The 25,825-nt window shown below is 46.6% G+C and carries 29 protein-coding genes; 16 read left to right on the top strand and 13 right to left on the bottom strand.

The features are described from left to right. The first annotated feature begins 59 nt into the window (after positions 1-59). On the top strand, positions 60-962 hold the full coding sequence (locus tag QZT80_RS19955; RefSeq protein WP_295126211.1) for a M20/M25/M40 family metallo-hydrolase: 903 nt from the start codon (positions 60-62) through the stop codon (positions 960-962). 53 nt (positions 963-1,015) lie between these two features. On the opposite strand, the gene QZT80_RS19950 is transcribed toward QZT80_RS19955, so the two are convergent. Both QZT80_RS19950 and QZT80_RS19945 read right to left on the bottom strand, forming a co-directional pair. Next, positions 1,016-2,437, bottom strand: coding sequence for a S41 family peptidase (locus QZT80_RS19950; RefSeq protein WP_295126208.1), 1,422 nt, complete (start codon positions 2,435-2,437; stop codon positions 1,016-1,018). 45 nt (positions 2,438-2,482) lie between these two features. Continuing rightward, entirely contained in the window at positions 2,483-3,094 is a 612-nt protein-coding gene (locus tag QZT80_RS19945) for a hypothetical protein (protein ID WP_295126205.1), read from the bottom strand. A 193-nt stretch (positions 3,095-3,287) separates the two neighbouring features. On the opposite strand from QZT80_RS19945, the gene paaA reads away from it, so the two are divergent. From paaA to nadD, 5 genes are all read left to right on the top strand, one after another. After that, entirely contained in the window at positions 3,288-4,283 is a 996-nt protein-coding gene (gene paaA / locus QZT80_RS19940) for a 1,2-phenylacetyl-CoA epoxidase subunit PaaA (RefSeq protein WP_295126203.1), read from the top strand. 57 nt (positions 4,284-4,340) lie between these two features. Then, positions 4,341-4,721 carry a hypothetical protein gene (locus QZT80_RS19935; RefSeq protein ID WP_295126200.1) on the top strand — a complete coding sequence of 127 codons (381 nt, stop codon included), beginning with the start codon at positions 4,341-4,343 and terminating at the stop codon, positions 4,719-4,721. A 6-nt stretch (positions 4,722-4,727) separates the two neighbouring features. Beyond that, on the top strand, positions 4,728-5,501 hold the full coding sequence (gene paaC / locus QZT80_RS19930) for a 1,2-phenylacetyl-CoA epoxidase subunit PaaC (protein ID WP_295126197.1): 774 nt from the start codon (positions 4,728-4,730) through the stop codon (positions 5,499-5,501). 3 nt (positions 5,502-5,504) lie between these two features. Beyond that, the gene (gene paaD, locus QZT80_RS19925) at positions 5,505-5,990 is read left to right on the top strand and encodes a 1,2-phenylacetyl-CoA epoxidase subunit PaaD (protein WP_295126194.1); all 486 of its coding nucleotides are present in this window, start codon (positions 5,505-5,507) and stop codon (positions 5,988-5,990) included. Positions 5,991-6,071: 81 nt separating this feature from the next. Beyond that, positions 6,072-6,635, top strand: coding sequence for a nicotinate (nicotinamide) nucleotide adenylyltransferase (nadD, locus tag QZT80_RS19920; protein WP_295126191.1), 564 nt, complete (start codon positions 6,072-6,074; stop codon positions 6,633-6,635). Here the strand turns inward: nadD and QZT80_RS19915 are convergent, their stop codons facing one another. Then, positions 6,636-7,718, bottom strand: coding sequence for an AI-2E family transporter (locus tag QZT80_RS19915; protein ID WP_295126189.1), 1,083 nt, complete (start codon positions 7,716-7,718; stop codon positions 6,636-6,638). Positions 7,719-7,951: 233 nt separating this feature from the next. Between QZT80_RS19915 and QZT80_RS19910 the strand changes: the two genes are divergently transcribed. The 3 genes from QZT80_RS19910 to QZT80_RS19900 are packed head-to-tail and all read left to right on the top strand — an operon-like array spanning position 7,952 to position 8,984. Then, on the top strand, positions 7,952-8,146 hold the full coding sequence (locus tag QZT80_RS19910) for a YtxH domain-containing protein (RefSeq protein ID WP_295126186.1): 195 nt from the start codon (positions 7,952-7,954) through the stop codon (positions 8,144-8,146). A gap of 34 nt (positions 8,147-8,180) precedes the next feature. After that, on the top strand, positions 8,181-8,606 hold the full coding sequence (locus QZT80_RS19905; protein ID WP_295126183.1) for a phage holin family protein: 426 nt from the start codon (positions 8,181-8,183) through the stop codon (positions 8,604-8,606). Between the two features lie 27 nt (positions 8,607-8,633). Further along, a complete protein-coding gene (locus QZT80_RS19900; protein WP_295126180.1) occupies positions 8,634-8,984 on the top strand; it encodes a hypothetical protein in 351 nt (116 codons plus the stop codon). On the opposite strand, the gene QZT80_RS19895 is transcribed toward QZT80_RS19900, so the two are convergent. Further along, positions 8,981-10,006 (bottom strand): SPASM domain-containing protein, encoded by a 1,026-nt coding sequence (locus QZT80_RS19895; protein ID WP_295126178.1) that lies wholly within the window; start codon positions 10,004-10,006, stop codon positions 8,981-8,983. The two genes, QZT80_RS19900 and QZT80_RS19895, sit on opposite strands and share 4 nt — an antisense overlap. A gap of 110 nt (positions 10,007-10,116) precedes the next feature. Between QZT80_RS19895 and QZT80_RS19890 the strand changes: the two genes are divergently transcribed. Beyond that, positions 10,117-10,878, top strand: coding sequence for a glycoside hydrolase family 25 protein (locus QZT80_RS19890; RefSeq protein ID WP_295126174.1), 762 nt, complete (start codon positions 10,117-10,119; stop codon positions 10,876-10,878). Positions 10,879-10,906: 28 nt separating this feature from the next. After that, on the top strand, positions 10,907-11,185 hold the full coding sequence (locus QZT80_RS19885) for a hypothetical protein (protein ID WP_295126172.1): 279 nt from the start codon (positions 10,907-10,909) through the stop codon (positions 11,183-11,185). Here the strand turns inward: QZT80_RS19885 and QZT80_RS19880 are convergent, their stop codons facing one another. Beyond that, a complete protein-coding gene (locus QZT80_RS19880; RefSeq protein WP_295126169.1) occupies positions 11,186-11,737 on the bottom strand; it encodes a CAP domain-containing protein in 552 nt (183 codons plus the stop codon). A gap of 465 nt (positions 11,738-12,202) precedes the next feature. Continuing rightward, positions 12,203-12,742, bottom strand: a complete 540-nt coding sequence (locus tag QZT80_RS19875) for a CAP domain-containing protein (protein ID WP_295126166.1) — start codon at positions 12,740-12,742, stop codon at positions 12,203-12,205. A 525-nt stretch (positions 12,743-13,267) separates the two neighbouring features. On the opposite strand from QZT80_RS19875, the gene QZT80_RS19870 reads away from it, so the two are divergent. Further along, positions 13,268-13,885: a YiiX family permuted papain-like enzyme gene (locus tag QZT80_RS19870; protein ID WP_295126164.1), complete on the top strand. Its 618-nt coding sequence runs from the start codon at positions 13,268-13,270 to the stop codon at positions 13,883-13,885. A 161-nt stretch (positions 13,886-14,046) separates the two neighbouring features. Here the strand turns inward: QZT80_RS19870 and QZT80_RS19865 are convergent, their stop codons facing one another. Further along, positions 14,047-14,607, bottom strand: a complete 561-nt coding sequence (locus QZT80_RS19865; RefSeq protein ID WP_295126160.1) for a murein L,D-transpeptidase catalytic domain-containing protein — start codon at positions 14,605-14,607, stop codon at positions 14,047-14,049. A 211-nt stretch (positions 14,608-14,818) separates the two neighbouring features. Between QZT80_RS19865 and QZT80_RS19860 the strand changes: the two genes are divergently transcribed. Continuing rightward, positions 14,819-15,517: a DUF4377 domain-containing protein gene (locus QZT80_RS19860; protein ID WP_295126157.1), complete on the top strand. Its 699-nt coding sequence runs from the start codon at positions 14,819-14,821 to the stop codon at positions 15,515-15,517. A 131-nt stretch (positions 15,518-15,648) separates the two neighbouring features. Here QZT80_RS19860 and QZT80_RS19855 read toward each other — a convergent pair whose 3' ends face one another. Together QZT80_RS19855 and QZT80_RS19850 are read right to left on the bottom strand one after the other, a co-directional pair. Next, on the bottom strand, positions 15,649-16,338 hold the full coding sequence (locus tag QZT80_RS19855; protein WP_295126155.1) for a response regulator transcription factor: 690 nt from the start codon (positions 16,336-16,338) through the stop codon (positions 15,649-15,651). 23 nt (positions 16,339-16,361) lie between these two features. After that, positions 16,362-17,945: a HAMP domain-containing sensor histidine kinase gene (locus tag QZT80_RS19850; protein ID WP_295126152.1), complete on the bottom strand. Its 1,584-nt coding sequence runs from the start codon at positions 17,943-17,945 to the stop codon at positions 16,362-16,364. Between the two features lie 232 nt (positions 17,946-18,177). Between QZT80_RS19850 and QZT80_RS19845 the strand changes: the two genes are divergently transcribed. Continuing rightward, a complete protein-coding gene (locus QZT80_RS19845; RefSeq protein WP_295126150.1) occupies positions 18,178-19,050 on the top strand; it encodes a GLPGLI family protein in 873 nt (290 codons plus the stop codon). Positions 19,051-19,146: 96 nt separating this feature from the next. Next, entirely contained in the window at positions 19,147-22,002 is a 2,856-nt protein-coding gene (locus QZT80_RS19840) for an outer membrane beta-barrel protein (RefSeq protein WP_295126146.1), read from the top strand. A 90-nt stretch (positions 22,003-22,092) separates the two neighbouring features. Here QZT80_RS19840 and QZT80_RS19835 read toward each other — a convergent pair whose 3' ends face one another. Continuing rightward, positions 22,093-22,380 carry a hypothetical protein gene (locus tag QZT80_RS19835; protein WP_295126143.1) on the bottom strand — a complete coding sequence of 96 codons (288 nt, stop codon included), beginning with the start codon at positions 22,378-22,380 and terminating at the stop codon, positions 22,093-22,095. 251 nt (positions 22,381-22,631) lie between these two features. Here QZT80_RS19835 and QZT80_RS19830 point away from each other — a divergent pair, with 251 nt between their 5' ends. Further along, a complete protein-coding gene (locus tag QZT80_RS19830) occupies positions 22,632-23,525 on the top strand; it encodes a TIM barrel protein (RefSeq protein WP_295126140.1) in 894 nt (297 codons plus the stop codon). Between the two features lie 203 nt (positions 23,526-23,728). On the opposite strand, the gene QZT80_RS19825 is transcribed toward QZT80_RS19830, so the two are convergent. From QZT80_RS19825 to QZT80_RS19815, 3 genes are all read right to left on the bottom strand, one after another. Continuing rightward, entirely contained in the window at positions 23,729-24,271 is a 543-nt protein-coding gene (locus tag QZT80_RS19825; RefSeq protein WP_295126137.1) for a GNAT family protein, read from the bottom strand. Positions 24,272-24,379: 108 nt separating this feature from the next. Then, complete coding sequence (locus tag QZT80_RS19820) at positions 24,380-24,850, bottom strand: hypothetical protein (RefSeq protein ID WP_295126135.1); 471 nt, start codon at positions 24,848-24,850, stop codon at positions 24,380-24,382. Next, positions 24,762-25,742 carry a hypothetical protein gene (locus tag QZT80_RS19815; protein ID WP_295126132.1) on the bottom strand — a complete coding sequence of 327 codons (981 nt, stop codon included), beginning with the start codon at positions 25,740-25,742 and terminating at the stop codon, positions 24,762-24,764. The genes QZT80_RS19820 and QZT80_RS19815 overlap by 89 nt, the downstream gene beginning before the upstream one ends. Positions 25,743-25,825 lie beyond the last annotated feature (83 nt).

Here is a 25,825-nt window from a genome sequence, read left to right as displayed (position 1 = left end):
TTTTTGTGTTTAAATAGCAAGGGCGTTTGTATATTAGATATATGCAAACGCCTTTTTCTATGAAAAAACTAATACTCCTGCTCGCCTGCAGCGGCTGTTTTAAACTGATGGCGCAAAAGGCATCGGGGCCGATAGATTCTGCGTTGTTGATGAAAGACGTTAAAACGCTGGCAGACAATAAGTTCGAAGGCCGTAAAACCGGTACTAAAGGGAATCGCCTTGCCCAGTTTTACCTGTTAGACAGGTTTAAACAGGTGGGATTGAAGCAGTTCAATAACACCTATGAGCAGCCGTTTTACTTTACCAATAATAAGGGTAAGGTGATGGGGACTAACCTCTACGGCTACATTCCTGGCAAGAGCGAATCGGTAATTGTAATATCGGCACACTACGATCATGTTGGTATTGGCAAACCTAATGAAGCGAAAGACAGTATTTACAACGGGGCTGATGATAATGCTTCCGGCGTGGCTGGGTTACTGGCCATGGCAGTATATTTTAAGAAGAATCCCCCTAATCATACACTTATTTTTGCCGCTTTTGATGCAGAAGAAATGGGCTTACAGGGTGCAAAAGCTTTTGTGGCGAAGTTGCCCGTACCCGCAGCAAATATTGTATTGAACATCAATATGGATATGATTAGCCATAATGATAAAAATGAATTGTACGTATGCGGTACCTCGCATTTTCCGGCATTAAAAAAGCATATAACTGCGGCTGCCGGTAAGAGTAATATAAGTTTGCCAATGGGGCATGACAAGTCGGGAGATGGCGATCAGGATTGGACTGCACAAAGTGATCATCACGCGTTCTTTGTGAAAAAAATTCCTTTCCTGTATTTCGGAGTAGAGGACCATGTGGATTATCATAAGGCGAGCGATGAGTATTCAAGAATAAATCACTCTTTCTTTTACCAGGCAGTACAGAGTATTCTGGAGGTGGTGAAGGAAGCAGATAAGTAAAATAAAAAGAGCGGCCGTTTCGAAAGACCGCTCTTTTTTATGGCAGGTAAAGGTTATTTCTTGAATACAGATGGTAAGTTTTCCTGCGGCTGAATGAGCTGGAACGAAAAGGCTTTATGGTCGAGCGAATGCACTACCGGCGTTGCCTGGAACCTCGGCGGCGCTACTCTCAAACTACCCATGCGGCCGTTAGTAACCTTGTTTAATGCAGCACTCAAAAGCGGCTCTGTAATATCGCCAAATTGTTTAAACTCGTTACCCTCGCTGGCCACTACGTCCGGCGCAAATCCATTAGTATAGTCAGACTGATTGTTCTTGTTAAACGCCTTGGTAATAATCGGCTGTAATCCCCATTTGTTTCGGCGGTCGCCCTGTTGGTATAACGTAGTGGAGCCAACGTTTTTACCATATGTTGTATCACCTACCAACGTTACCGCCATGTAAGGCCTTAGCCCGTTGATAATTAGTTCGCTTGCCGATGCAGTGCGGCTGGATGTAATGATCGCAAAGCGTTCCAGTGTTGCGCCGATGTTCGCACTTTTGGCGAGAAACTTTCTTGACAGCAAAGCCTCTTCCCCGTCTTTTTTGATCTGCGCCAATACATTTGCATTGTACTCCCGATGGAAAAATTCGTCGTTCGTGGTAGCGTTTTTTACGATAAGGCTGGCCAGGTTGATGGTGGATACTTCGTTCCCGCCGGGGTTGTACCGCAGGTCGAGAATAAGGTGGCTGATGCCGGCAGCCTTGAAACGAGTAAACACGGCGTCCACGGCATCGTCGTACGCGGTAGAGTTTTCAGTAGCGCCGGGAGCGAAGAAGTTATACACGAAATAGCCGGTTTTTTTTCCTGCGGTTTCGTACACGGTATCGAGATATACGGGGTTTTCGGCAAACTGCGTTACAGTAAGCGAAACGTTTTTTACCTGGTCGAACTCCTTTGTGACTGCGTTGTAAACGCCAATGCTCAGCGTATGATTTTTATACAGAAGGGCCATCATATTATTGGCCACATACTGAGAGGTGTAGGTGAACGACTGGCCATTTACTTTATAAAAGTAGTCACCTCGCTTTAAACCCGCTGCTTCGGCGGGCGAACCTTTCTTTACATATAAAATGCGCCCGGCCAGCTTATTGTTGCCATAAATAGTCAATTGTGATTCGTAACCCGCTTCTTCTGTTATGCCCGAAAGTTCGTTCAACAGCTCCTGGTAATTATCCTGGATCCAGGAGAAACGATCGTCCGGAGTTTTGAGCAATGAGTAGAAGAACGATTCCGGGTTAACCGATTTGTTCGGGTCCTGTGGCATACTTGTGTTCCAGTAATACCATTCGTTCATGGTTTTATACACCCAATCGTTTACATAGGTATTGTTTTCCGCCAGGTCGTTGTTCTTCTTTTTGCAGGAAGAGAACAACAGCACGGGCACGGTTAACAGAAGGATACATCGGTAGTAGTTGATAGATTGTTGCTTCATTTGTTCAAGTAAGGCTTGCTGTTAAGATAACGAAAAAAGTAAGGATTAATGGGCGGAGGTGACACCAAGTTCGGCCAGCATATTATGGATATCCTGCCGCCAACGGTATTGTACCGTGAGGTGCTGGCCATTATTGGTTTCCCGGTCAAAATCATTTTGCATACGGTTCATTTCCCGGAACGATTCCAGGTATTCGTACTGCACCATGCTATCGTAATCCTCTATGGTAAGCGGCATTGATAGTATTTTCTTTCTGAAGCGCTCGCCTACTACCCGGGTAATATCGAAGTGCAGCTGCTCGTGTTCCAGCGTGGTGCGGTCGCCCTGCGTGCCCCTTATCCAGGAAGCGCTTTTAACCATAAATACCTGTAACTGAAGATTTACCACAAGTGTATCTTTCACCTTCCGGCTGCTGCCTTCGTAGGCAAAGCTCGTAAAACTTACTGCTTCGCTCCTGCCGCTGCGGGAGGGCTGGCCGGTAAAGTCGGCGCTGGTAATGGGTACAGCTGCGTTGTGGAAAACGGTGTCCGAATCCGTGGAGTTGGCCCGCGCATCGTAAATGAAATTGATGGTAAGCACCCTTGCTTTCTGGGCGCTGCCGGGTGTATATATAAATATAAAACAAAGGCAGCCGGCAATAATGAGTGGTAACTGCATTTTTTTTCTCTAAAAACAAGTGAATCAATAATAAGGGGCGGACTCGTGCCGTAATAACGCTGCGAAAGCGCGGCGCTGTATACTTTAGGTAAAGGTAGGGCGTATTTTAACATCTCATTTCGAAAATAGACCCTGCCGTTACGGCCATCCGGCCAAAAAACCTTAAATTACGGGTAACCAAAACAATCTCCCTATGTACGGTGGAGGATATATTTTCGATGAGCCGAACAGGCGTCAGCTGAAAGACGAACAGCAGCACGACGATCCTGAAAAGCTCCTGGAATTCGAAGCGCGTATTACCTCAGGCGCGAAAATAGAGCCGGGCGACTGGATGCCCGTTGAATATCGCAGGCAACTTACCCGGTTAATTGAACAGCACGCCCACTCGGAGGTGATGGGGGCATTGCCCGAAGGCACATGGATTACACGTGCGCCTGGCTTTAAACGCAAACTTGCGCTGATAGCTAAGGTACAGGACGAGGTGGGGCATGGTCAGTTATTATACAATGCGGCGGAAACTCTTGGCAAGCGCCGCGAGACCATGATCAACGATCTGCTGAGCGGGAAGTCTAAATATTCGAACGTATTTAATTACCCTGCCGAAACCTGGGCTGATGTTACGGTAATCGGGTTTTTAATAGATGCGGCTGCCATCGTAAACCAGGTGGCAAACGCAAAAGGTTCTTATGGCCCCTACTGCCGGGCGCTGGAAAGGATTTGTTATGAAGAAAGTTTTCACCTGAAACAAGGCCACGATGCATTTATTGAACTGGCAACCGGTACAAAAATGCAGCGCGATATGGTGCAGGACGCCCTTAACCGCTGGTGGCAACCAATTATGCACTTCTTCGGGCCTCCGGATAAAAACTCTGTGCATAGCGAAAAACTAATGCAATGGAAGGTGAAGATGGCTAGTAATGACGATATGCGTAACCAGTTCCTGGATGCGTACGTGCCTAAAATATGGGAACTGGGCATGACGCTGCCCGATGCCAACCTGCAAAAAAACAGTGAGGGCCGTTGGGGGTATTCCGATCCCGATTGGGATTTGTTCTTTAAGGTAATCAATGGCGATGGCCCCTGTAATAGCGAGCGAATAAAGGTACGCAAGTGGGCAGAGGAAAGCGGGCGATGGGTGCGCCAGGCCCTGATGAACAGCGCAAATGCGAAAGTATTGCCGGTGGCATAAAATACGATTCTCCCAATATTGCTGCTTTCGCCAGGAACAGTTAAAAGAAATGTAATCATGGAAAATAATTCACTGGATCCACGTGTGAACCGGCTGCACCTTTCGGATGCGGCTTCGCTTGTTATTGTAAATGACGGCGAAAACTGGAATGTTTACGAAGTATTTCACCAGGAAAAACGAGGCGCGCATCACGAACACGTGGGGTGTGTACATGCCCCCAGTCCGCAACTGGCACTGGTTTTCGCCAAGGAGCAATTTGGCCGCCGCAAGAAATGTGTAAACATCTGGGTGGTTCGTAGCGTAGACATACTGGCCTTTGAGGTGGAAGACGAAGATATGTTCGCCAACAATCTCGATAAAACTTACCGCGACGCCAGCGGGTTTAAAGTGATGGAAAAAATAAACAAGTACAAAGCGCAGCAGCGCGAAGAAAAATAGAACTTCATGCAAACCAACCCGCTTCAGCAAGCGATAACATACCTGCTTACTAAAATGGCTGATGATGCGCTTATCCTCGGTCATCGTAATTCCGAATGGACGGGCCTGGGGCCGATTATGGAAGAAGACATCGCATTCTCCTCCATGGCGCAGGATAAAATAGGCCATGCACTTGGATTATACAGCATCCTTCACGAAACGTACCATGCTCCCGATCCAGACCAATACGCGTTTTTAAGAGAAGAGAAGGATTATTTATGTTGCCACCTGGTGGAGTTGCCGATAGGTGAATATGATTTTAGCCTGATGCGCCACTTCCTGTTCGACCATGCCGATGCGTTACGCTATGAATTCATGGAAAAGAGCAGCCTGGAGGCTTTACGCCCGTTAAGTAAAAAATTGAAGGGCGAGATAAAGTATCATACACTGCACGCTAACGCCTGGCTCACACAACTCTGTTCGGCTGGCGATGAAAGTTATGCCCGCATGCAATCAGCTTTAGACTATTGTTTTCCACTTGCCCTGGGCATGTTTGAGCGAAGGGAGGAAATGGAAGACAGGTTGATGGATGAAAAAATCTATCCCGGCGAAGAGCAACTGAAAGAAGCATGGTTGGAAAGGATTTACCCCATACTTGTAAAATCATCTCTCAACCTCCCCGACCCTGTTAACACCTCTCCCATTAACGGTGGTCGCCATGGTTATCATACCCAACATTTGCAACCTCTTTTAAACGAAATGAGTGCCGTGTTCCGGTTAGATCCAACGGCAAAATGGTAATCAATGATCAACACAAAAGAAATATATAAAGCACTTGAGCAGGTGATGGACCCGGAAATACCGGTGCTGAACGTACTTGACCTGGGTATGATCACCAGCGTAGTAGTAGGGGATGACGAAAACATTGAAGTGAGAATGATTCCCACATTTGCGGCCTGTCCCGCCGTTGGCTTTATACAGGGGAATATTAAATCGGTGTTGGAGAAGGAACTCAACCGGCCTGTAACCGTGACGCTGGATAAAGAAATTATCTGGAACAGCAACCGGCTTAGCGAAGAAGCCAAAGAAAAGTTGCGCAACTTCGGCCTGGCTGCTCCGCAACGTCATAACGGAGATGGCTATGTGGAAATAATGCTCCAAACCCCTTGCCCACATTGTAATAGCACCAATACCTATCTTCGTTCGCCATTTGGTTCTACACTTTGCAGGGCCATGCATTATTGCAAAGATTGCGGCAATATGTTTGAGCAGTTTAAACCCGTGGAATAATTTTATCAGTAAATCACTAAATTGCCTGCGGGAAGCATTGTACAACAATCCTCTCTGCAAGGGAGGAACAATAGCATTAGCATGAAGATAGGCTTATATTTCGGGTCGTTCAATCCTATTCATACAGGGCATCTTATCATTGCCAATCATGTGGCGTACCACACCGATCTGGATAAAGTTTGGCTGGTAGTGTCGCCGCACAACCCACTTAAATCCTCCTCCTCTTTATTAAATGAACATAACCGTTTTCATTTAGTAGAAATGGCGGTAGAAGGAGAGCAAAGGCTGCGGGCGAGTAATATCGAGTTTTCTTTGCCGAGGCCATCTTATACCATTGATACGCTCACCTACCTGGAGGAAAAATTTCCTACGCAACAGTTTGTGGTGATTATGGGCAGCGATAGCTTCCAGAATATATCGAAATGGAAAAACTACATGAACCTGGTACAGAATTACGAGATATATGTATACCGCCGCCCCGGGCACGATGTACAGCCCATGCACGGTGTAAAGGTGTTAGATGCGCCAATGCTCGACATCTCTTCTACCATGGTCAGACAAAATGTAAAGGATGGAAAATCAATAAAATATCTTGTGCCCGATAGTGTGCAGCGGTACATTTTAGAGAATGGTTATTACAAGTAATTACTCCTCTTTCTTCTTCGTTTCCACCATTTTCTTTTTGCCAGCCGCATCGGTGTTAATGATCTTTACTTCTCGCTTTTTGGTAAAGTATTCGTTGGAATAAATCTCCAGTAACAATAAAAACAGCGATATCAGTAATGGACCGAAAATGAGTCCGATGAAGCCGAACAAGCTTACGCCCACCAGTACGCCGAAGATGGTGATCATGGGGTGTACGTCGCCTATTTTTTTATTTACCGTCAGCCGAAACAGGTTGTCGCTGGAGCCGATTACTACAAGTCCGTAAATCAAAAGTCCTACGCCTCGCCAGGTGTCTTCGGTAAACATGTAAAGGCTTAAGGGGATGAATGCGGCAGCAGCACCGATTACGGGTACCATGGCCATAAAACATGTAATCACAAACCAAAACCAGGGTTGCGGAACGCCGAAAATATAATAGCCGATCAGCGCGGTGAAGCCCTGCAATATTGCTATTAGGGGAATTCCTACAGCATTGGAAATCACCATGTTGCGCACTTCTTTCCCCAGTTTTATCACATTTTCATCTTTTAGGGGAATGTATTCGTACATCGCTTCTTCCATCCGCCGGGCGTGTATGAGCATAAAATAGAGGATAAAGTAAAGAATGGCGATGATGGTTAGGGTGTTGAAAGCAGTTCCCACAAAACCAGGCAGGATGCCGGTAAGATATTCCTGCCCTTTTTGCAGTCGCTCCGGACTGATAATCTTAATGCCGGTGGATGCTTCGATTTTGGCAATAACTCCCTGCACATTGGCCGTTAATTCAGCAGAGTGCGTTACCGCATACTTGATCTTGGACGTTACCATATTAATAAGCGTGCCTACAGGCAATAGTATGATAAGGAACGACAGTACCATAATAAGCACGGCGGCCAGGGGTTTGGGCCAGTTACGCTGTTCCACCAGCCGGAACATATAGGTGCGACCCAGGATGTAAAAAGTTACGGCTCCGAGGAAACCGGGGAAAAATGTGTACAGTTCCGAAAACAGCAGGGCGCCAAGTAAAACGATGATTACCAGAAAGGCAACCTGCTTAAGGCGTTCATTGTCAATTGTGCTCATATGGGAGGTGTTGATCAAACCTACTTAAAATATAGGGATGTAAGTAATTTAGCTAAAAAAATGTGCCAAAGCCACATATTTCACTCATCCTGAATTATTAAGGATAGATTTCCGTTTTGTTAACCGACAATTCTGGAATAATGTTTGTACCCCTTATATCCACACCGGCACCCCAAAATGTGCTGTTGTATAAACCCGATTTTATTCACTCACTTTTAAAAACCTATCGAATCATGGCAAAAAGTTCAAAAGCCGTAGTTACTTTCATCGTTGGCGCAGCAGTAGGTGTTGCAGTTGGTTACTTCCTTAATTCTGACAAAAAAGACGAGTTGGTGGATAAGCTGAAATCACAGGCTGACAAGCTGAAAGACAAATTCAAAAAGAAAAAAGAACAGTATGAAGATGCAATTGAAAACGAACTTGCGTAATCAGCTTTAATCAATTGCACCTAAATTTATTTGCATGGAAGATAATTTCAGCAATTACTTTTCGGAAACAGGAAAGGTTGCCAAAGAATATGTGGAAACCCGCCTTGACCTTATTAAACTACAGGCAGCAGGAAAGTTAAGCAGAGCCCTGGGATTATTTTTTTCCCTGGTAATGGCTTTCCTGCTGTTTTTTATAGTGGTGGTTTTTTTAGGAATGGTGTTAGGTTTCTGGATTGGAGAAATGACCGACAGCTTTACCATGGGATTTGTGTGTGCGGCAGGGTTCTTCATTTTTTTACTTATCCTTGTTCTTGCTTTCCGTAAAAGTCTTATTCAACGCCCATTGTCCAACCTGCTCGTTAAAGAACTGGTAGAGGAAATCCAGGAAAAACAAGAGGAGAAGGAAAGGAAAAAACAAGAGGAGCGTGAGGATGAAAAAGAGTACCACGAAAACATTTAAAGAAAGAAGGCTGACAAATATTTACACATGCCCAAATCAAAAGTAACCGACTTTGCTTCCCTGGAACTGGAAATATCGCGCCTTGAAAAAAGGAAGCGCATGCTCGAAAATGAGCTGGAATATCGCGTAGACTATTTTAAGGAGAACTATAAATCCATGGCCATGAATACCGTCATGCCCGGACTACACAAGTCTGGCGTGTTTGGTACGGTAGGCAAATTCGCGCAGCTGGCCTGGCAAAGCACCGGGTCTAAAAATGTGTTGAAGAGTGTGGCTATGACAGCCCTGGAGTTTATAGCCGTTCGGTTCGGCATCAAGCTTTTTAACAAAGTTACCCATCGCCGAAAAAAGAAGAAGGCCGAGCCGTCTAACGACTAGCCCCATACTTTAGTTCCCTCACTGCAGTTGGCGCAAATATCTATGTTTTTGCGTCCCTGCTTTATTTGTGTGCGGAACTTCACGTACTGACCATCCTGCCACAATGCTTTAAAGGAAGTTTTTTTGAGATCGCCAAGGCGGTGCTGTGCGTCTTTATCGAAGCAGCACGGTACCACCAGGCCATCCCAGGTAATTACCGGGGAGTGCCACAAGCGCCAGCAATGGTTGCCCATTTTATTCTTGATCGCGTAGGTACCGTCGTCCTTTTTATGATAGCGGGAGTATTTATCAATAGTAGGAATGAGTCGGTTACCCTCTTCATAATCATACACTTGTGCTGTTTTAAACCGCACTTCATCTACCCCAATCTCTTTCGCCAGCAACTTAATATCCTCAATCTGGTGTTCGTTGGGTTTTACCACCAGGAACTGGAAGAACACAAATGGCTTCTTCGAATTCAGCTCCTTTTTCCACTTCACGATATTTTTTGCTCCCTGAATAACCTTTTCAAGGTTACCGCCAACACGATACTGCGTATACACATCCTGCGTGGTACCGTCGATGGAAATAATCAGGCGGTCAAGGCCGCTTTCCACGGTTTTTTTTGCATTAGCGTCGGTAAGGTAGTGGGCGTTGGTAGAAGTGGCGGTGTATATTCCCTTTTTGGAGGCATATTCCACCATTTCGAGGAACGAAGGGTTCAGGTAAGGTTCGCCCTGAAAATAGAAAATCAGGTACATGAGCTCTTTAGACAGCTCATCGATCGTTTTACTAAAAAAATCTCTTTCCAGCATCCCTATTGGCCTGGTAAAGGCCCTCAAACCACTGGGACATTCGGGGCAGCGAAGGTTGCACGATGTTGTGGGCTCAAAAGAGATAGATATTGGAAGGCCCCACTGAACGGGAGTTTTACGCCATTTGCTAACGTAATAACTACTCAGCACCTTGCTGGCGTTCCAGGCTCGGCGAAGGGTAAACTTCGACATGAAATTAAGTGCGTCGTTCAGGTTAAAATCGGGCATGGTTTATTCCTTTGTTGCGTAAAAATAAGATAACAATACTGGTTATGTGCATATCTTAAGAAAATATTGCGCTATACTTGCTGTTAAAACAAATACTATACCCTGAAACTGTGAGTAGAAAAAAACGGGGCAACAGCTCTTTTATCCTGTTGCTGATCATATTGGGAATGGCGGCAACCGGTGCCTGGTGGTGGCTTTCGCGCCAAAAGGACCCGGAATTCGTTCGTTATGAAGAGTTTGGCATTGATATGCCGGTAAACTACTCCGTACACGGTATCGACATCTCTAAATTCCAGAAAGAAATTAACTGGATGGCCGTAAAACAGATGCAGGTCGATGATATTCGCATCTCTTTCGCTTTTCTGAAGGCCACCGAAGGTATTAGCCGGCAGGATGCTACTTTTAAACGTAATTGGGATAAAGCCAGGCAGGCAGGCCTTGTGCGCGGGGCGTACCATTTCTTTTACTCCACCCGCGATCCGCTGAAGCAGGCTATCAACTTCCGTAATGTAGTAGAGCTGGAAAGCGGCGACCTCCCGCCTGTGCTGGACATCGAAGTTCACAACAACCAATCGCCCGCCGTCATCCGCAGTACCGCCAAAATCTGGCTTGAGGAAATGGAAAAAGTTTACGGCGTAAAGCCCATCATCTATACTAATATCCGGTTTTACGAAAAGTACCTGGGAAAGGAGTTTGATAAGTATCCTTTATGGATCGCGCATTATTATCAGAAAGACCGGCCGCGCATTACCCGTAACTGGGTGTTTTGGCAGCATAGCGATATTGGGAGAGTAAACGGAATTCGTACCCGGGTGGACTTTAACGTTTTTAAGGGCGACAGCGCGGCCTTGGCAAAATTGTGCTTACCTTAATAATTATACTGTCAATAAAGCGAGGAGTATGACAAACCGAGGTGATGAGCAGGAAAAACAAGAGGAAGAAGAGATGCCGCCAGACGTGCAGGTGCTGTTCTTTTTTATAAGGATCATGCGGACCATTTTCCTTTTTTTCCTGTTGATGATGATCAATGTGTTTTTGGGGCTTTACCTGGGGTTTGCGGTTCCTGAGGAGTCGACGCCGCTACGGATGGTACTGTTTTATAGCTGGTTCACCATCAGCTTGGCGGCATTTATCTACGTCTCCTGGCGGATGTGGCGTAAAAAAATGCCGCCGCCCTGATCATTTGGGGTTATTGATGACGCCAAATTCCTGCGTCCAGTACTCGTTATATCTTCCTACTCCCATTTCTTTAAAGGAGCCGTTCATTAAGTTTTTACAGTGGTCGGGGCTTTTAATCCAACCCGCAATTACTGCTGCTGCATCCTTAGGCCCCTTCGCAATATTCTCCGCATATGCATTCCAACGGTACCCAACAGCATCCAGTCTTGCACCCGGAGTAGCGCCATTACGGCTGTTATGATTGAAGTAATTATTATCGCTCATGTCTTTGCTATGCTTAACGGCCGCGTATTCCAGCAGGTCGTTCCAGGTAACGTTACCAACAGGCGCCATCTGAACACCGCCGCAGTTACAACCTTTGGCACGGGTTTCATTAACCAGCAAAAGCAAAGAATCTTTATTTATTTTATTAGCAATGATCACTACGGTAGGCTCTTCCCCATCGCCAGCACCAGGTGTAATCGGTGTAAGTTCTACCTCTTTCGCACAGCTTGAAAACATGGTAACAAGCACAACCAGCGCAGTAATATTACGGACTAAATTCGTTTTCATTATTCCCAGTTAAAAAGTGATAAACCAAATAGGTACTGGGTTTTTCTTATGCAGGATCGGATAAAACAAGGAGTGTTTTCAGAGGAAGGGTTAAAATCGGAACGTCTGTTCGCTTTGATGGTGTAAAGGTATATCCGGGAATTGAAAAGTCAAGCAATAGGATTGCTAAAGAGATGTTAACGGGAAATTATATATAGTAAATCAATGAGTTAACAAAAGCAGCTATATAAAAGCGGGGACTCCGTTGTGCTGTTGGTGCAGCCTCCTTTCTCACATTATCAACGTCACAACCGGATATGGAAAACGTTATAAAGCTTTGGCAAGCAATTGTTAATTGATCTTCCGGTTCGTTAAGGAGGCCGCTTTGGCGGCACGGTCGTGCGGAGCCCCGCATGGTTTATTCCAGGTATGTATTAAGCTAATTGGAGAGCGTTGTGTCTTATATTATAATAGGAAAACTGTTTCTTATTTAGGTTCTGCAAACTCCTGTGCCCAGAAGTTGCCGATAAGCGCCACGCCCATTTCCCTGTAACGGGCGGCCATTATTACCTGGCAGTGGGTTGGACTGTTTAACCAGCCAGCAACAACCTGTTCTTCGCTAAGATTACCCAGGGCGAGGTTTTCGCCATAAGCGGCCCATTTGTAACCAACGTTTGTTATACGCTGACCAGCATTGGTGCCCGTAGCGCCAGTGTGGCTGAAGTAACCGCTATCCTGCATTTCCTGGGCGTGCAGGTAAGCTGCCTGCTCCAGGCGGGTGTTCCATATTACCGGGCCAACCGGCGCCATCTTTTCACCACCACAGTTGCAGCCGTTAGCCCTGGCAGCATTCACCAGTTCGAGTATTTTAGTTTTGTCGGCATTATTATTCATGGTAAACACAGTGTCTTTTACAGCCACTTCGTGCGGGGGAATGATTTCGGTAGTGGCCTCTTTTGAGCAGGAAGTGAAAAGTAGGAACAAAGCGGTGCCTATTGGCAATAAGCCATTGAAAAATAATTTCATCTTTAATTTTTTAACCAGTAATGTTTTAAATCGCCGGTTTCAAAAGGATGGTGGAAAAAATCTGTGTCGAAGGATGTGTTGGCTAAAATAATTTCGTCTGTTGGTCAGACGTTTGTAGTTGTTTCATTGACGTCACAAAGGTATACCGGCATATTGTTAAATTGCCATTAACAAAGTAAAATTAAAGTTAAGTGCGGCAGTACTACTGCCTTGTATCAAGTAATGTCAGGTTAATTGACTACCTACCCACATATTTTTGTTAATGGCCTAAACGAATTGACAGCAAAGCATTTTATGGAATGTTAATGAGATTTGTTAATGATGATATGGTTTAATATGACGAATAATTTAAGATCGAAAAGATTTACAACAAATTACAATTAAATATAATTTAGGTGTTATTTTAACATAATGGATGATATTATGTGTGCATTACGGATGGTCAATACGCCTTACTATTCCTTTTTCAATTGTTAATGACGAAATTTGAGATGACGTCATTAACAAATAGACGCCCTCCCTTCTATGAATAAGCAACTTTTTATACTCGTTAGCCTTGTTTTACATGCTTTTTCCGGCCAAGGCCAACAAAGTTTACCCACCGACTCTATCCGCGAAGGTGATATTGTGTTCCAGAGCTCTATTTCGCCGCAGTGTAAGGCTATAGAAGCGGCCACTCATTCGCCATGGACGCATTGTGGAATGGTGCTGAAACAAAACGGTGAGTTATATGTACTCGAAGCCGTGGAGCCGGTGATGTATACACCGCTCGAAAGCTGGGCCGCCCGTTCACACAACCACATTGTAGTCAAAAGAGTAAAGGACAATAATGTGGTTAATAGTGGAGTGATCGATAAAATGAAGAAGGCCGGGGAAAAATATAGGGGTAAACATTACGACGCCTTCTTCGAATGGTCGGACGAACGTATTTATTGCTCGGAGCTGGTGTGGAAAATCTATAAGGAAACGACCGGACTGGAGATCGGCAAATTAAAGCCGCTCGGCTCCTTCGACCTCTCCAGCGATATCGTTAAACAAACCATGGCACAACGGTACGGGAATAAAATTCCGCTACAGGAAAAGATGATCGCGCCCTCGGTAATGTTTGATTCTGAATTGCTGACGACTGTATACAAGAACTAACACATACAGGCCCGGCCCCGTACCGGGTTTTTGTTGGCCAGTATATTTCTGGTTATATCCATTACTGAGTGCTCCATCAATGAAAAAAAATAGCCACGGGCAAAGATGCTTTTGCTTTTCGACCATTTTTTATATTGTCGAAGCAGCATACGGAACTAAGTTTACCGGTATATCTCCAGCAACACCGGTCTTTTTTCCTTATCCAACACTTTCTGTAACCGCTCGAAATAATCGGGGTTAAGGGTGGGACAACCATCGCTGCGGCAAATACCAAAAGAACTCTCGCCGAGCGGCACGCAGGCGTGGGAGTGCAACACCACAAAACGGTCGAAAGCGTTGCTGTTCGTAGCATTTAATCCATGCAGTTTATAAGCATGCCCGAACTGCCCGAAGTACTTGGTGCCTATTTTATAACGCCCCAGCGAAGAGCAGCGACTACCATTTACATTCGAGAACACCACCTCTTCAGAAAATAAATTGCCTTTACCCTGACCATGTGCCACCAACGCGGTGCTTACTGTTTTGCTTTTATTCAGATCGTACAACACAAATCGCTTGGTGCCTGAAAACACACTGAAGTCGATGAACAGCGCATAGTTTGTATTGTATTTGTTCTTCTCCGCGTAAAGCTTCAGCGCAACCGCCTTGGCAGTAAGCTTCGCCGCATCCATTGGAGGATGACGCTTTCCGAGTACCGCAGGCGCGTTTTCCTGCTTCTTCATGCGGGCTTTTTTACCACGGTTACACGAAGCGAAAATAAGAACGATAAGGATGGATAAAAGAAAAACAGGCTTACAGGACATAGTTGTTTTAATAGGTTAATGGGATGCCGGGAAAGTGAATTTCCATAAGGCGCTGCAATATACAGCATACTGCACGAAGGATTTTAACGGGATACTTCCTAACTTGTAGTGGTCATTAATATAACCGCTTATGAAAAGCCGTTTGATAAGATGGATTTTACCCGCCATGCTATTCGCCGCCTGTGATCATCCTCCCAAACCAGCGGGTGTGAGCGACACGATTGAAACGGGCATAGCAACAGGGTTTTATGAAGATACGCTGCCTTCTGCTTCATCGCCCGGCCGCCTCGTTCGGCTGAATGTCAGCAGAAGCGGGGAAGTGCGGATGGTGACTGACTACCTCAACTACACGCCCGAAATTATACAAATTGGCAGCCTGTTAGAGCTGGATAGCAGCAAGTTGCGGCTTAGCCTGGTAACCGTTGGCAGCGGCAACCCGGTAACAGATACCATGCTGTTCCGTTTCGATAACGGTAATATGACGTACCTCGGCAACAACTTCGGTAGCGAAGGTTTTACACTCAAAGCAAAGGAGAAACCGGCACCTGCACCCAAAGACCTGGTGTTTTGGGTAAAGAGCGAACAGGATTGCGACCTCGGCCCGGGCTTTGGGAAAACGACGTGTTATGAAGTGCAGTACGGCGATCGGCCTGTTGGCCAACAGGAACCCTGGGAAACATTATCGGAACCCATCACCGGGTTCAATTTTGAAAAGGGACAACTGTTTAAGTTAAAAGTTACCCGCATCCCGCGGGATACGATGGTGCGCGACCGCGGACCGTATGAATACAAATTGCTGCAGGTGCTGGAACAAAAGGCATCAAAGTAACAAAGCATCGCTCCCTCGCTCATCATGAATTGCCGTTACTCTTCCATCAAATATCATCTTACTATCAACATAAAAAAGGGGCCCCGGTAACTCCGGGCGCCCCGTTATGGCTGAGAATAGAAAACGCATGACTAGAAAATCAGCTTGTACCCCACTCCTCTTATATTTACGATCTGTATACGCGAATCTTCTTTGAGGTAACGCCTTAGTTTGGTGATAAACACGTCCATACTACGGGCGTTAAAAAAGTTATCGTCGCCCCACAGGTCGAGCAGGGTGGTTTTACGTTCCATTACCTGGTTGCGGTGTTGACTAAGCCGTTTTAATATTTCGGCTTCGCGGTGCGAAAGGAATTCGGTATGACCATTGCGGGTAAGTGTTTGCCGGGCGTAATTAAATACGTACTGGCCTATGGGGACGGTATCGTCCGCAGTAGAACTGGCAGTTGCCTGGTTACCAAAACGCGCCAGCAGCGATTTCATACGAACAATCAGTTCGTCCATACTGAAGGGCTTCTTCAGGTAGTCGTTGCCTCCCAGTTCAAACCCTTTTACCACATCGGCTGTTTGGGATTTGGCGGTGAGAAAAATGATCGGTGTATACTTGTCCTGCTTACGGATGTCGGTGGTGAGCGTAAAGCCATCCATTTCGGGCATCATGATGTCTAGCACAATGATGTCAGGCTTGTGCTGCTGGTAAAGCTGCCAGGCTTCTTTGCCATTGGATGCGTACAGCATATTATACCCGCGTGTTTCCAGGCTGTCACGAACAATTTGCCCCAGTTGCCATTCATCTTCTACCAGTAATACTTTTGCGCTCATCGTTAATAGTTTAGATCGCCCTGTTATGCGGGAATGTCGATAATAAATTCGCTGCCCTTATCCGGCTCACTGATCACAGAGATGATGCCCTCATGTTTCTCCACGATCTTCTTCACATAACTTAACCCCAACCCAAAGCCTTTTACATTATGCAGGTTGCCTGTGGGCACCCTGAAGAACTTTTCGAAGATGTTTTCGCGGTAGAGCTTAGGGATACCGATGCCCTGGTCTTTAACGCTTACCACTACCCTGCCGCCATTGCTTTTCAGGAGAATAGTAATATCTGCTTTTTCGCGGGAATACTTAATAGCATTATCCACGAGATTGCTGATGGCGTTGGAAAGATGTGTTCTGTCTACGTTTACCACGGGCTCGTCCAGCGGATCGAAGTGGAAGCTAACAGGCTTGGCGGTTTTAAGTCGATGGTTGGTGATGATATTTTCTACCAGCTCGTTCAGGTCGGTTTCTTCTAGGAAGAGGTCGAAGTCTTCTTTCTCTTCAGCAGCAATGTGCAGCACTTTCTCCACCAGGTCGGACAGGCGTTGGAGTTCCTGTTTTGATATGTCGAGATACGTAGTTGTTTTGCGCTGATCGTTAAGCGCGTTAAAGTTCTGCATGGCTTCCACGGCGGCATACACCGTCGCAATCGGCGTTTTCAGCTCATGCGTCATATTGTTGATAAAGTCGTTCTTAACTTCTGATAACTTCTTCTGTTTCAGGATGGTGCGCATCATGTAAAGGAAACAGGTGGTGGTAAGTAACAGTAAAGCCACGGAGCCTACCAGTATCCACAGCATTTGTTTTAGAATGTAGGGAACGGGTGCTTCGAAAGTGGCCTGTACAAAAAGATTACTTAAAGGATTGAAGTTGATCTTGGAAGTCTGGAAGGGTCCGCGTATACGAAGGCTATCGCGAAATCCTTCGCGCGACCAGGAATCGAAACTGGCCTGGAAGGTGTCTATACGGTAACCAGTTGCGATATCGCGGTTGCTGAGTTCTTGTGTATAAATGGAGTCCAGCTTTTTAACAGAAAACCTGTCTTTATAAATATTGTTGAGAATCAGGAAGTCGGAGATCTGCTGCGCCATGGAATCGGCATACACGCGCAGGTTGCGGTTGTCGGGTGATTGTGAAAGGCGAAGTACGGTGGTGTCGGACAGTTCGGTAACGGTTTCTATATCTGCCTTGCCGTGTTGCTGGCGAAATAACATCACCCGCTCTTTTCCCGAAGAGTCCACACGGGCCAGCACCGTAGTTAGTTCTCCCAGGCTGTCCGGGTGAGGAGGCCGCGTTGGCAATGCCCGCTCTGCACGCACACTTTTACTGGCGTAGCCTACTACTACCCCTCCTACGGTTTCCATTACTTTGGGCACCCCACGCTCGAAGCGGCGGTCGTTATCGCGATCGTTATGGGGAAACCGGATAAAGCGGCGTACATCGTTGAACTGCTTATTAAACACGGCGGTACGTAACGCATCATTGATCTCTTTGCTGAACTCGTCTTTGCGCAGTTGATAGCTGGTATAAAGCCAGTAGCCCTGGAACAAATAGATGCCAAGTATACACACGCTCATTAAAATGATAATATTCCGGATACGATTTCGCATAGTTACTAGATAAGCTCGTTTACCGCTACATGAGAGCCGGTTTCAACAAAACTACCTATTTGCGCGCATCGGCGTGCACATGCTTAACAGTAATTAACAGTAAATAAGCCTGGTTAACTTAAGCAACGCAGGATCAAAGTGTTAACATTAATTAACAGTAAATAATACTAGTTAACCGCATAGACAGGAACAATGGCGGAGATTTGTGCTGTCATTCTAAAACCTGGTTATCATGAACTTTTTAACGAAAGCATGCCTTTTCTCCCTCTCCCTTGCGGCTGCCGCAGGAACGCTTAGAGCGCAGGACCCGTCCGGCGTTATTAAATATGAAGTAACTACCCGCTTCGGAGAAGGCGGCGGTGGCGAAAGCCGGATTACGGTGGTTCGCACTGGCGGTGGTGGTGAAACGGTGAATGTATCGGAAGGGTCGGATGTGATCACCTTTGGCCAGACATTTACCTTCAACGGCATATTTGGGAAACTGGAACAGGAGCGCGGCGGCTTCAGCGGTATGTTTATGGGAGGCGCCATGCCTGCCGGTGCTGCCGGCCGTACACAGGAAGTAATTATTTCCGGGCCTGCCGGTGCATCTGCCGGTTCTGCCCGTCCATCAGGAAATGGCGCCGGACAGGGAATACCGCAATTACCCTTCAGGAACACGACGTATATTGACCTTTCGAAAAAGCAGTTTTTGCAGGTATTGGAAACAACCGATGCAAAAAAGGAAGCCTGGTTCACTGCAGAAGAGTTTAAATCACCGGCCGAATTCAAAGAGTCGGACAAGACCAAAAAGATAGCAGGGTACAATTGCAAAAAAGCGACTGTTAAATTAAAAGAAGAAGTGTTTACGATCTGGTATACCACCGAGATCCCGTTAACCTTTTCTCCCATCAATGGTATTGTTCCTCCGAACGGCGGCTTTGTTCTGTCTGCAGAAAGTGCAAGACGCGCTATCGAAGCAAAAAAGGTAGACCTGAAACCGGTGCAGCCGGGCGAAGTAATGCCTCCCGTTACAGCCGAAAAAGTAGATCAGAAAGAGATGAACGAGAAACGCCGGCAACTTATGGAGAAGTTCCGGAACGAGCAACTGGCCAACCAGCAGTAACCATTAGTACACACGCATCAAATTGAATATAAGCAGCACTTAAACTAACGTACGGCTAAAAGACATCGTAATTAGAATTACAGCTCAATCCCTTGTATGAAGAAAGCAATTTTTACACTCTTATTCGCATCACTCACAGTAGTTTCAATGGCGCAGTCGGGCAAGGGCCGCGTTAAGGGAATTATATCCGATCAAACAACCAAAGAGCTGTTGCCTGGTGCAACAGTAGCCTTGCTACACGCCAAAGATTCATCTATAGAAGCATCTGCTTTTGCCGATAAAAACGGGGCATTTGATATACAGGGGATTGATGCCGGAAAGTACCAGCTTTTTATTACTTATATTGGTTATCAGGGCTTTTATAAAACGATTTCGATGGACTCTGCCAAAGTAATTGACCTTGGTGGTGTTACGCTTTCGCAAAAAGGAGTAGCGCTTGGCGGTGTGGAAATCGTGGAGCAAATACCTCCCATCCGCGTAAAACCAGATACCCTGGAATTTAACGCCGGTTCCTTTAAAACAAGAGAGAACGCACTAACGGAAGACCTGTTGAAGAAGCTGCCAGGTGTGGTAGTAGACAAAGACGGTGCTATTACCGCTAATGGTGAAAAGGTGACAAAGGTTTTTGTAGATGGAAAACCATTCTTTGGCAACGACCCCAAGCTGGCCACCCGTAACCTGCCTGCAGACATTATCGATAAAATACAACTGATTGATAAAAAGTCGGACCAGGCTGAGTTTACCGGTGTAAACGATGGCGAGATAGAAAAGATCATTAACATCACTATCAAATCAGATAAACGTAAAGGCATATTCGGCCGGGGTACTGTTGGTTACGGTACCGACGACCGCTACGGCGCAAATGGTATGTTCAATAACTTCCAGAACACCAGGAAGATATCTGTTATAGCCGGTGCCAACAACGTGAACAACATGGGCTTTAGCTTCCAGGACCAGTTTAGCTTCGGCGGCGGCGGTGGTGGCGGCCGTGGTGGCGGAACGAGTGGTGGTGGCTCGGGCCTTAACACCAGCTGGAATGCCGGTCTTAACTTCAACGACGAATATGGTAAAAGGAAACAGGTACGCGTTAACGGCAGCTATTTCATTAACCATATGGACAGGGTAAGCGGCAGCTGGAACAGAAGGCAGCAGTTAACCCTCGGCGAACAAAGGAACCAGGTAACTTACGATACATCCAATGCAGAAAGAACGAACCTGAACCACCGCTTAAATGCACGTATCGAATGGGATATCGACTCCTTTCACTCGGTGATCATCAACCCAAGTTTCTCTTTTAATACGGCCGACAACATGTCGTCTAACAAGGGCTCGGCAGCATTGGCTTTCGATAACTCACCCATTAACACCAGCAGCCGTGTGAACAGCAGCAATGCTACCCGACCAGAGATCAGCGGTGATATCCAGCTTCGCAAAAGGTTCAGGAAAAAGGGCCGGTCGGTAAGCGCCACCTTTGGCCTCGGCTATAATGCCAGCAACCAGGATAACTATACCGACGGTCTCATTTATACTTTTGCCGACGCATATGAAAAGATCACGAACCAGTTGGCGATATCGGACAATGTATCTAAGAACTACAATATCCGCGTAGATTATACCGAACCGATATTTACCGACCGTTACCTGGAACTGGGATATAACTATCGTAACAATGCACAGGATAACGACCGCCGTACTTACCGTTACAATACTGTTACCGACAGGTATGACCTGCTGGACGAAGACCAGACGAACCTGTACCGCAACGATTACTCGAACCAGCAGGCCAGTATTGCCATCCGTACACAGAAGCTGAAGTACGATTACTCTATCGGTGGCCGTTTGCAGATCAACGATCAGACAAGTAATAACCTTACCAAATCGCAGGTTACCAATCAAAATGTGATCAACTTTGCACCAGAGTTAAGGTTTAACTATAACTACAGCCGCAATAAACGTTTACGCCTGAACTACCGCGGTCAAACGCAGCAGCCGAGCATGGACCAGTTGCAACCCGTGCCGGATTCTACCAACCCGCTGTACGTACTGCAGGGTAACCCCGATCTGAAACCTTCATTTACACACCGTGTAGAGGGCCAGTTCAACTCTTTCGATCCGGCTAAGATGGCAGGTTACTTTGTTAACCTGAATGCACAGTACGTAACCAACCAGATCGTGTATTCGGCCCTCATAGATGCGAAAGGCGCCACACAGGCCAAGTACATTAACGTGAGTAGCGGTAACTATAATTTCAATGCAAACATCAGTAACACCATTCCGTTGTTCCATAAGGCAACTTCGTTAAACCTGAATACAGGTTTGGGCTACAGCCGCGCCATCAGCTACCTGAACGATGAACTCAATATTACGAAGAACATGACGGCAGGCGAAAGAGCAAGCCTCAATTACTTCTTTAAAGAGCTGTTCGACGTGTCGGCGGCCGGTTATATTAACTATACGGCAGCCCGCATCGGTGGCGATTCCGTGAGTGCGGAAGACAAAGAGAGAAGCAATACCAACTTCTACGACTTTGGCTGGTCGCTGGACTTTAATGTGAACCTGCCTTTAGGCATCAGGATTGGTGGTGATATAGATTATACGGCTAACCGCGGTCGTGGTGCAGACTATGACCTGGATTACACCATGGTGAACGGCTTCGTTTCCAAAACGGTGTTTAAGAACAAGAAAGGTGAATTTAAGGCACAGGTGTTCGACCTGTTCCGCCAGAACATTGCCATTAGCCGTAACGTAAGCACTGCGCAGATATCCGATTCACGCAACATTGTGTTACAGCGTTACTTTATGCTAAGCTTCACATATACTTTTGGCAAGTTTGGTGGTGGCCGTGGCCGTGGTCAGGGAGGCCCTCCGGGTGGCGAGTTCCGTGGCCGTGGCGAAGGCGGTAACTTCCGCGGTGGTGCTGGTGGCGGAATGAATAATTTCCGCAGAGGTTAGAACAAACGATTTTTATAATAAACAAGCATTTGGTATACCACCGGGGATTCGTTCTCCGGTGGTTTTTTATTTATGCCGATAACTTGTTTATCATCTGAGGCCTTTTACAGCCACCCGCCTGTTCAGGAAATACCGCAATATCCAGCCCAGGGTAAAGGATGGCATGAAATCGAGGCCGGGGAACAGTTCTTCTATGAAGTTGAACATGCTGCCAAAGGTGCCCAGCGAGCCCCCAAACATCCGGTAAAAGATGATGGCAGAAATGGGCGCCCATATTACATCTGCCACTTCTCCGAAAACGGGGATGGCGTAGCTGGCAAATCCGAGAAGGTCCATGAGCAGGCAGAACATCAGTCCGGGGGTATATTTTCTTTCCATAACTACCGCTTTTATATTAATTAATCAAATTGCTTACCAGAATTCTTACGGTGCGGAAAACACAGCAGGGATATCATTTACAAACGAAAGACGGCGATATTTAGTTCATTTACCTAACCCGTTTTGGCCCAGTATTTTAGCGTATTAACAGCTAATTAAGGAATGCTTTGCTGCCGCAGTAGGGCGCCATAAAAAAAACCTTGCATACCAGTGGTTTTTCGAGTAAATTGACACCAGTAAAGACTACCCAAATGTCAAACCATCAATCCCGCAGAGATGCGATTAAAAAAGTAGCGACAATGGCACTCGCAAGTTCCGCGTTATCTTCCCTGGCCACACGTGTGGAAGCTCACGAATCCGCAGTAGATGCGCCGATGAAAGGAAAGATCAATCACTCTGTATGCGCCTGGTGTTATAACGGTATTCCGCTGGAAGACCTGTGTAAAGCTTCGCGGCAGTACGGCATTGCCTCTATCGACCTGGTAGATCCCAAGGATTTTGACCTGGTGAAGAAATATGACCTTACAGTGGGAATGGTGAATTCCAACGGTAAAGACTGGAACATTAATAAGGGATGGAACCGCCCGGAACACCACGAAAAGCTGGTTACCTATTTCGAACACCTGATCGACGAAACGGCTAAAGGCGGGTTTACTAACCTGATTTGCTTTTCCGGCAACCGTAAAGGCCTCGACGATGAGCAGGGCATTATCAACTGCGCCGAAGGACTGAAAAAGGTGATAGGTTATGCAGAGAAGAAAAAAGTGACCCTGGTAATGGAGCTGCTTAACAGTAAAGTGAACCACAAAGACTACCAGTGCGACCGCACCAACTGGGGCGTAGACCTGTGTAAAGCCGTAGGTTCAGACAACTTTAAACTGTTGTACGATATTTACCACATGCAAATCATGGAGGGCGACGTAATACACACCATCCGCGACAACCAGCAATACATTGCACACTACCATACCGGTGGTGTACCAGGCCGTAATGAGATCGATGAAACGCAGGAATTGTACTACCCTGCGATCATGAAAGCGATACACGAAACCGGCTTTAAGGGTTTTGTAGCGCAGGAGTTCGTGCCGAAGCAGGCAGACAAGCTGGCTTCACTGAAGCAGGCGATCAACATTTGCGATATCTGATAATGGAATAAAGCTTACAAGCTATGCGGGGATGGGCGGCAGCTCATCCCTTTTTTGTGTGGGTGTATACACCGCCTGCGGGTACTTTAAACTATTACATTGATTTACAGCCCGCCCGCAGCGTCTATAAGTATCGTAGGTGTATACACCGCCCGCAGGTATGTCAGACACATATGGTAGCCAGTGTATAAACCGCCGACTCACTAATACTTCCAGTCCGCCTTCAACATCCCCATTACCACTGTATCCACATACTGGCCATGCAGTTTTGCACTATGCCGTAGTGTGCCCTCTTTGGTAAACCCCAGCTTAATCGGGATCATCGCACTCCGCTCGTTCTGTAATATAAAGCGGATCTCTATCTTATTGAGTCGCAGGTTTTTAAATGCGAAGGTGATAAGTGCCCGGCAACTGGCCGATACGATGCCCTTACCCTGATACTCCTCGCCTATCCAGTAACCTATTTCGGCTTTCTGTAGCTGGTGGTCCCAGTTGTGGAGATCTAATACGCCGCAGAGGGTTTTGTTTTCCCACATACCAAAGGCAATAGCCTCCTGGTCGTCGGCTTTACGCTGCATCAACTGGATGAAGCGGTAAGAATGTTCCTCGTGGGTGTTGTAATCGACCCAGGGCAAAAAGCGCCGCAGGGTTTTACGGGATGTGTGTATCTGGCCGAACACCATGGGAGCGTGTTCCGGCTGTAGCTGTTTAAGGCTGATAGTGTCGTTTACCTTTATCTCTAACATAAGGGGGCGGTAAACTTACAATCTTATTCCGGCAATTTCTCTAAAAAGCAACAGGCAAGCCCTAAGGCCCACCTGTTGTAGATTATGACTGCAAATGTACTTACCTGGTTAACGCCTGTTGCTGGTCAGCAGGTTCTGCTTCTCCATGTCTTTTACGATCTTCTGGCTGTATGTAACGGCCAAACGGGCGGCCGACGGTGGATCGAACGACTCGGACTGCGCGGAGTAGATCATCTTTTTGTCTTTTACATCATAGAGATTGCTCTCCAGGAAATACTTCGTATTGGTTGTGTAGTAGCCGGGTTCGTAAATATTATTGAAGCGCCAGTTATAGTAACCCCACCACCTTCCGTAGTAAGGTCCGTAAGGGGCGTACGCCACGCGGCCCGGCACATACTGTTTCTCTTTCGATTTATCCAGCATCACGATGGTCATTACCTGGTCTATATCGCGCTCGCGGATTTGCCTAACCGCACGTTGCTCGTTCATATTACGGAACGCCTGTGGTCCATACTCCTGGTAAGCCGATACGGCGTTGTAGCCCTTTGCGCGAAGCGCCAGCACCATTTCGTTTTCCATACTGTTGCGTAACGATCCTTCCTTTTGTGCCACCAGCGCCATTACCAGCACTTTGCTGCGGGTGTTCAGGCTGCCACTGTTGCCGTCTTTCCAGGAAGAGGTAACCTTCGTACTGCTGGAGCAGGCCGCCAACACCAACATCGCGCCTGCCATCATCATTATGCCTATCTTTTTCATAGCGGTTAATTTTGTTTTCCTGAGTATAGAACGCAAAATTGCCATTGGGTTTAACGCGCAAACGCTCATTTAACACAACTTTGGGGCAGATGTTAAAATAGTGAAAATGTGGTGGTACCCGGCGTAACAAATCCTGCTCATCCGCCGTTGCGTCGCACTCTTCAACGGTAGGAACTATATTGGGCAGATGTGTTTCCTGCTCCGCAAAGTTGCCTGCCCCATCAAACGCCTTTATGACTACACGGGCAGCGTAACTGGTGTTTACTTCGTATTCCCAGTGCAGTTTGCGAGTGGGTACCTCAGCGACCCCATGTTCCACCAGTTCGCCTGTTTCATCGTACACCGCTATGGTAACTGCCGTTACGGCAAAGTTGTCGATCGCTGTTACGCGAATTGTGCGGTGTTCGGTTTCCACATTTTTAATTACCGGCGCCTGCATAGCATCTGAAATTGCCATATTGTATGCACTGCAGCCTTCGCGTGCCCTGCTTGTGTAGGCGGCCTTACGTTCGGGGTCGGCAATTACCTGCTTCGCAAACAATTGCGCTTTGCGAAACTGGTTGTTGGCCGCCTGTTGTTTGACGGTGGCCGGCCCTTGGTAGGGCCTTTCTATTGTGCACAGAACCGTTTTGCCATGTTGCTGCCGGAAGTAATGATTTTGCCCGCACTTGCCTGTTAAGCCATAAGTGATGGTGTTTTGTATATATGTAGCCATGATAGTATGTTTTAGGCTACAAAGTTAAGCCAGCCGCCAGGCGAAAACTGTTCCTGAACGGAGGAAAAACTGTTCCCGAACGG

Source organism: uncultured Chitinophaga sp. (genome assembly GCF_902168175.1).
GTDB lineage: Bacteria > Bacteroidota > Bacteroidia > Chitinophagales > Chitinophagaceae > Chitinophaga.
This window is presented reverse-complemented; position numbering and strand designations above follow the sequence as displayed.